Origin of the sequence: Photobacterium sanguinicancri (assembly GCF_002265265.1) — a bacterium.
Taxonomy (GTDB): domain Bacteria; phylum Pseudomonadota; class Gammaproteobacteria; order Enterobacterales; family Vibrionaceae; genus Photobacterium; species Photobacterium sanguinicancri.
In genome coordinates this window covers 1-6,379 of sequence record NZ_NOIF01000232.1, presented here as the reverse complement: position 1 = coordinate 6,379, position 6,379 = coordinate 1, and the positions used below count along the sequence as shown (strand labels likewise).

The 6,379-nt window shown below is 43.4% G+C and carries 4 protein-coding genes and 1 pseudogene; all 5 read right to left on the bottom strand.

Annotation, left to right across the window (positions count from 1 at the left end; all coding sequences use genetic code 11):
• Positions 1-60: 60 nt before the first annotated feature.
• The 5 genes and pseudogenes from ASV53_RS21900 to ASV53_RS21880 all read right to left on the bottom strand — a co-directional run bounded on the left by ASV53_RS21900 (position 61) and on the right by ASV53_RS21880 (position 6,107).
• Positions 61-2,430 carry a hybrid sensor histidine kinase/response regulator gene (locus tag ASV53_RS21900; protein WP_094958677.1) on the bottom strand — a complete coding sequence of 790 codons (2,370 nt, stop codon included), beginning with the start codon at positions 2,428-2,430 and terminating at the stop codon, positions 61-63.
• 296 nt (positions 2,431-2,726) lie between these two features.
• Entirely contained in the window at positions 2,727-3,056 is a 330-nt protein-coding gene (locus ASV53_RS21895; protein ID WP_062691587.1) for a DMT family transporter, read from the bottom strand.
• 201 nt (positions 3,057-3,257) lie between these two features.
• Positions 3,258-4,748: a transposase gene (locus ASV53_RS21890; protein ID WP_439126499.1), complete on the bottom strand. Its 1,491-nt coding sequence runs from the start codon at positions 4,746-4,748 to the stop codon at positions 3,258-3,260.
• A 437-nt stretch (positions 4,749-5,185) separates the two neighbouring features.
• A complete protein-coding gene (deoD, locus tag ASV53_RS21885) occupies positions 5,186-5,896 on the bottom strand; it encodes a purine-nucleoside phosphorylase (protein ID WP_062691591.1) in 711 nt (236 codons plus the stop codon).
• 41 nt (positions 5,897-5,937) lie between these two features.
• Positions 5,938-6,107, bottom strand: a pseudogene (locus ASV53_RS21880) (XapX domain-containing protein).
• Positions 6,108-6,379: the final 272 nt, after the last annotated feature.

The following is a 6,379-nucleotide window of genomic DNA, read 5'->3' as shown; positions in this document are numbered from 1 at the left end:
GCATTAATTACACTTGGATTTTGACAGCTCTGGAGGATCGTTCAACCGATCATATTTACGCTAACTGATCGGCATTACGGTCTGTGTCTGTTTGCTTTCAAGGGCAATACGCAATTGTGCCATTGCTGTAATTTTGTGCTTAAAGCGTTGTAGCGCATCTAATAGCTTGCGCTCATCAAGGGGTTTGGTGATCACGCAATCAACGCCTGCTGCCATCATATTACGTTGGGTTTCTTCAAACACATCGGCGGTGCAGGCAAAAATCGGTATTTTACGGGTGTCTGAGCGTAAGCGGCGAATGCGTTTAGTCGCCTCAATACCATCCATTACTGGCATGTGGTTATCCATCAAAATAACGTCAAACACTTGGTGCTGTAAAATGTCGAGGGCTTCGGCGCCATTTTCAACCGCAGTCGTTGTAAAGCCACGTTGCTTAAGAAAGGAGTCAATGATCAAGGTGTTTAAGTGGTTATCTTCCACAATCAGCACTTTTAGGTTTTGGAATGCACTGTGATCAAAGGCAACATCTCTCGTTTGTTGCTGTTCGTACTGACCTTGTTGTAAAGCAAGGGTAACCGTGAATACCGAACCTTCACCTTCTGCACTTTCAAGCTGTACTTCACCATTCATGAGTTCAGCAAGTTGACGCACAATACTCAGGCCAAGCCCTGTGCCACCAAAACGGCGGCTGGTTGATATCTCAGCCTGGGCAAAAGGGTCGAAAATTTGGCTAATACGCTCAGGGGCAATCCCAATACCAGTATCTTGCGTAATGATAGTGAGCTGCTTTTCATTGTTGGATTTTCCATTTTGTAAACGCAGGGTGACGTTGACTTCACCGTTTTCTGTAAATTTGATGGCGTTACTGATCAAGTTAAACAAGATTTGACGGATACGGGCTTTATCCGCATAAAACCACGCATTTTTATCGAGTTCACAATGAATGTGAAAAGCGATGCCCTTTTCCTTTGCTAACGAGTGATAGGTACTTTCAATGGTGCCGACTAAGTCGGTAAAACAAAAATTGGTGCAATCTAGCTTGAGCTTCCCTTGCTCTATTTTTGAAAAATCCAAAATATCGTTGAGCAGCGACATCATGTGCTTGCCAGAATCTAGCAGCGTATTGAGGTGGTGTTCTTGTTCGCGGGTCAGATCTGTTTTGAGTAGAAGCTGAGAAAGCCCCAACATCCCGTTCATCGGGGTGCGAATTTCGTGTGATAAATTAGCTAAAAATGCAGACTTTGCACGATCAGCAGATTTCGCCTTATGAAGCGCTTGATTCAAACGGCTTGTATCGTAAGCAATCCGTTCTGCTCCTTGGTTTAATGCGTCATGCAGAACCTGAAATTCGTGGGGACCTTTGAAATGCTTACTAGCAGAGAAGTTGCCAAGTTTAAAATGCGCGGCAAAGCGTGACAGCTTAGTGAGGGGATCTGTAATTCGCTTGGTGAGTACCACAGATAAAATGATGATGACAAATGCGGTAAATAACAGTGCCAGCATGAAGTATTGATGAAGTTCATCGATTGAGCTGGTGATGGTTTTTTGCGGTGTGACTGTGACTAATGACCAATTTGGTAGGTCAGGCCCTTGAAGCGAGCCAATGGCTGTCACTGTTGCTGTAAAGGCTTCTTGGTAACGATCTTTGTATTGGATAATGTGTGGCTGTGAAACATTAATATTTTGAGCTTTAAGATTAAATTTAAAATCAGAAAAAGTTTGTAACGCCTGACCTTGATAGTGGCCAGCCAGCATAGTGTCGCCTTGGGCGTTAACAATAAAAGCAAAATCGGTATTGCTTATTTGTTTTCCTAAAAAGCGTAATCGGTCATTGATTTCGCTTAAACGGTATTCAACCAGAAGATAACGTACCGCTGTGCTATCAGCGACTCGGGTGATTAAAAATAAGCAGGGTGCTTGTGCAATGTTGGGCGGCACAAAAATATATACGCTCTTGCCTGAGTTAAGGTACTGCTGCTCTAACTGGTTAAAGTTATTAATACTGAATTTGGCGACTTCTTGGCTAAGGTTAACGACACCTTGATGCGATGAGTCGATAACTTGGTAAGTAGGCGTGGAGTAAATGGTACTTTTTTCTATTAGGTGAATCGCATTGTAAACGGACTCATTGGCCGTTAATTGTTGAAGGTATTTGCCGATGATAGCGGGGGATGCTGAAACTAATGGCGATGATGTGAGTATCGGAGACTGAGCTAGATCGTTAAGCTCATTAACGTGGTGCTGGATAAGGTCATCGAGGTTTTGTGCGGCAATGTTGGTTCGGCTAATCATGCCTGTTGCTATTTGCTCAAGGGCGACAGACGAAAGCTTCTCACTGCTTGTCCAGCTGTACATAAATGCGGGCAATATGCCAACACATAGCATGCTGCCTAATAAAATGGGTTTAATACGGTTGGGGAAAAACTGCATGTCCGACTATCCCTGCTACGAATGCTGATGAATTGATATCTGTTTTATTTAACATCTTGTAAACAAATATATCAGCATGGATGTGCGTGCGGCGAGGTTATCCAGGTAATTTTGTGGTTCGTTCAAAAATCTGTGAGCAATTCATCATTCTGATGTCGTGACAGCACGTGGATTGACAGTAATCCTGCTCACTTTGTTGCTTATTATCGTAGGGTGTCAGCCGGTGCTTAGGGGCTTATTATGGTGCTATTTAAGCCCCAAACTGACGTATGTTTATTATTGATAACTCGCGTGAATTAATGGCTATGGCCTGTGCCAGATAAATTAATAATCGCGATGCCGATAGCAATGACAACCATGCCAATCCACACTTTAGTATCAAGATGTTGTTTGTAAATAATACTAGACATTGCAGTGACTAAAACGATCGCCATCCCAGCCCACATAGCGTGAACAATACCAACAGGGAGTGACCGCATAGCTTGGCCTAGAAAAAGGAATGCGAGTAAGTGGCCAAGGATAACGATGCTACTGGGTAACCAGTTGGTGAAGCCGTTAGTCGCACGTAATGCAACATGTGACGTTGCTTCTGCCATCACACCTAAAAGAAGAAATAACCAACCCATAACACCCTCAAATACATACTTGTCGAAAAGAAGGACTAGTTTAATTGTTTCTTAAGAAATGATAATCGCTGATTTTTATAAATTACTTTTACGAGGAGGTAATAATCGAAGGGTTGTCAAAACCGCCTTTAAGATTAAAAGGCGGCGATACATATATGAGATACCTGTGTGAGACAAATATATGCAGTAACTTTGGGCGCGTTAGTTCAGCAGCTGTTCTAAGGTAAGAGGTGCTGCGGTGAGTCCCATTTGCTGAGCGGGCGTTTGCCCAGTTCTATCCTGACGGCACAAGTTATGCCACGCACGATATATATCGAGTAGAGGTAATAAACCCGCTGGTCGCAGCTTACGGCGCGGTTCATTGACCAGCTGTGCGAACTGATCATGGAAACGCTGTTGATATTGCAAAACGGCTCTGTCTGATGCGGTGTTTAACCAAAAACGTTCATTTTCTTTTTCACCGGCTAAGTGACAGATACCTTTACTAATATCGTTATTACGAGTAAATGCCCAACGATCTCGCCACCAACCCAGCAACACGATATCAATACGATCAGCTTCCATATTAGGCTGCCATCCAGCATCTTGTTCCACATACACAGGATGAATGGTTTTGGCTTTAACGCGATCCAAAAAGATTGAAACAACAGCTGAACGCATCAAAGGTTCTTGTGGCATAAAAATAGCGAGCTGTTGGTTGTATTCTAACTGGCTAGCTAGCTGCAGGTAATGCGCATAAACCGTGTATTGTGGCCTGATTAAACACCCTTTTGTGGGGTAGTTAATACGGGCTTGATTACTCAACGGATCTTCTAATTGAGGACGTGATAATACTTCGCGGTATTTATTATCTACACGCGCCAAAATACCTTGAGATTGTGGGGTGACCTTCTCTGTCAGTAACGCAGACGGTGGTGCCATAAAACGCGTACCCACTTGGAAAGGGTCATGTTCGAGGTGCTTATTGTCTTGATCAATAGCTTGGTAATTTAAGTGTTGGCCAACGACATAACCTGATGTTGCTTCGCACGTTGAAATCCACAATACCCCATTGTTACTTCTAGGTTGTAGCGAAGTAAGGTTAGAAGCAAGCGAGAGATCTTGTGCATGCTTAAAGAGGCGAGCGTCAAACATGCCTAGCTGACGTCGGCAGCGGCTAGCTATATGAGAAAGCTGATCATAAAACGTCTTTGGGTTCATGCTGAGGCGACGACAAATATCGCGAATGGCATGACCGGTAAATAACATAGCCAACAGTTTTTGTTGGACTAAATGCTTATTATTAAAACCAGACCAGCGATCCACAAAGGTACCTTGGCAGCATTTACAGCGATAACGCTGGCGATCGCCACTATAGCCAAACGCATGATAAAGGTGGCGGTGCGTTAAAACGGCAAGACCTAAGTTTTTACATTCAGGGTTGCTACAAGCAGGTAACCCACTACTTTGGGTGACTTTCAAACGTGTTAACTCATCTACCACATCTTTATTGCTAAGAACGGGAGGGAATGCACCACATTCTCGACACACTAATGTCGGACGCTCTGGGTTGGTTCGCTGAATTACATAATCATCAACGTTTTTAGAACCATAGTTGCAGCAGCCAACGGTTTTACAGTGGTTAAGCTGTAACTGTTCGACGGCCTCAGGTAATAAAGGCTGCACGGATTGAATGGGTTGTGATGTCATCATGTCAGCTTATTACCATCTAGATTCAAAGTATAGAATAACAGTGCGGAGTGAGTGTTACTGCTGAACGACCAAGGTTTTCAATATTGGCCGTAAGTGAATTTGGGGATATTAGCCGCCCAAAAAGAAGCAAAGGAGAAGGTTACCTGACAGAATCCGCATGCTGATTAATAAACAAAATCAGTGTTTGCTTACTCTATTCATCAAATTGTGTAAGACGCCACATTTTACAAATATTGAGCAGCAACCTTGCTAATACCTCGTTTGCACAAGGTATGGCCTTAGCTTCCTTATGGGCACTAATAACAAACTGCACTGAAACGGTGCCAATGGCAGTTTGGTATTAGTTAAGTGTTCTTGGTTTGGTGTTCTTTGTTCTTGGTAGTGAAGGGTAGCGATGTCTCGGGGAAAACACCGCCACCTAAATTGTTGTATCGTGCTTAGATGCTGATTGCTGTTTCTAGTGCAACTTTCATCATGTCGTTAAACGACTTAAGACGATCATCAGAGCTTAGTTTCTCACCACGTTTGATGTGGTCAGATACTGTTAGAATAGTCAGCGCTTTAGCACCCAGTTCAGCAGCAACACCGTAGATACCAGCGGCTTCCATATCAACACCAAGAATGCCAAGCTTTTCCATTTTAGCGAATAGCTCAGTTTCAGGGGTGTAGAACAGATCAGCAGTAAATACGTTACCAACACGTACTGGTACTTTTTGCTCACGTGCATGATGAACGGCTGTTTCAAGAATACCGTAATCCGCAATAGCAGCGAAATCGTGGTTGCTTAAACGAATGCGGTTTACTTTAGAATCTGTCGATGCACCCATAGCAACGATCACATCCATCAGGTTAACGTCATCGTGTACGGCGCCACAGCTACCGATACGGATGATGTTTTTAACACCAAAGTCTTTGATCAGTTCGTGTGCGTAGATAGAGCAAGACGGGATACCCATGCCGTGGCCCATCACAGAGATACGCTTACCTTTGTAAGTACCTGTGTAGCCAAACATATTGCGCACGTCACACACTTGCTTAACATCTTCTAAGAAAGTGTCAGCAATGAGTTTTGCACGTAGCGGATCCCCTGGCATTAGGACTGTTTCAGCGAAATCACCAAGTTCTGCATTAATATGTGGGGTAGCCATAGCTCACTCCTGGAATATTTGAATTGAATTAAAAGGCAAAATTAAGAGAAGAAGCGTTCAACAATCGCTTGAGATGCCACACCGCTGAGGTAAATATCGACAATTCCCATGATACCGGTCAGCACAGGTGGCGCCGGAAGAGGACGTTTAATTGCCGTAAAAATATGCCAACGATGAAACCTGCAAAGGTTGCAAGTAGAATCTCGTTGATATGTTTACCCTCGTTGCGTATCGCATCCAAAAAACAAATGTTGACGGTTTATTTAGCTCTAATGGCCTTTGTTTATTACCGTTCGATATAGGGCTAGTTTAGAGTGCTAAGCACCAATGTCTCGCGATCACGATCACATTTTGCCTTACAGCGAACCGAAAAACACCCATTGATTACCATTTGTGTTGAAATCGGGAGCGTAATCGTTTGCTAATCACTCGTTTATTAACCGCTACAGTAATGTTTGGAATAATTAATTTGTTTTCTCTTAT

Bases quoted from the DNA above. Each gene is read 5' to 3' on its own strand.
- ASV53_RS21900 (WP_094958677.1), bottom strand. From the start codon at position 2,430: ATGCAGTTTTTCCCCAACCGTATTAAACCCATTTTATTAGGCAGCATG.
- ASV53_RS21895 (WP_062691587.1), bottom strand. From the start codon at position 3,056: ATGGGTTGGTTATTTCTTCTTTTAGGTGTGATGGCAGAAGCAACGTCA.
- ASV53_RS21890 (WP_439126499.1), bottom strand. From the start codon at position 4,748: ATGATGACATCACAACCCATTCAATCCGTGCAGCCTTTATTACCTGAG.
- deoD (WP_062691591.1), bottom strand. From the start codon at position 5,896: ATGGCTACCCCACATATTAATGCAGAACTTGGTGATTTCGCTGAAACA.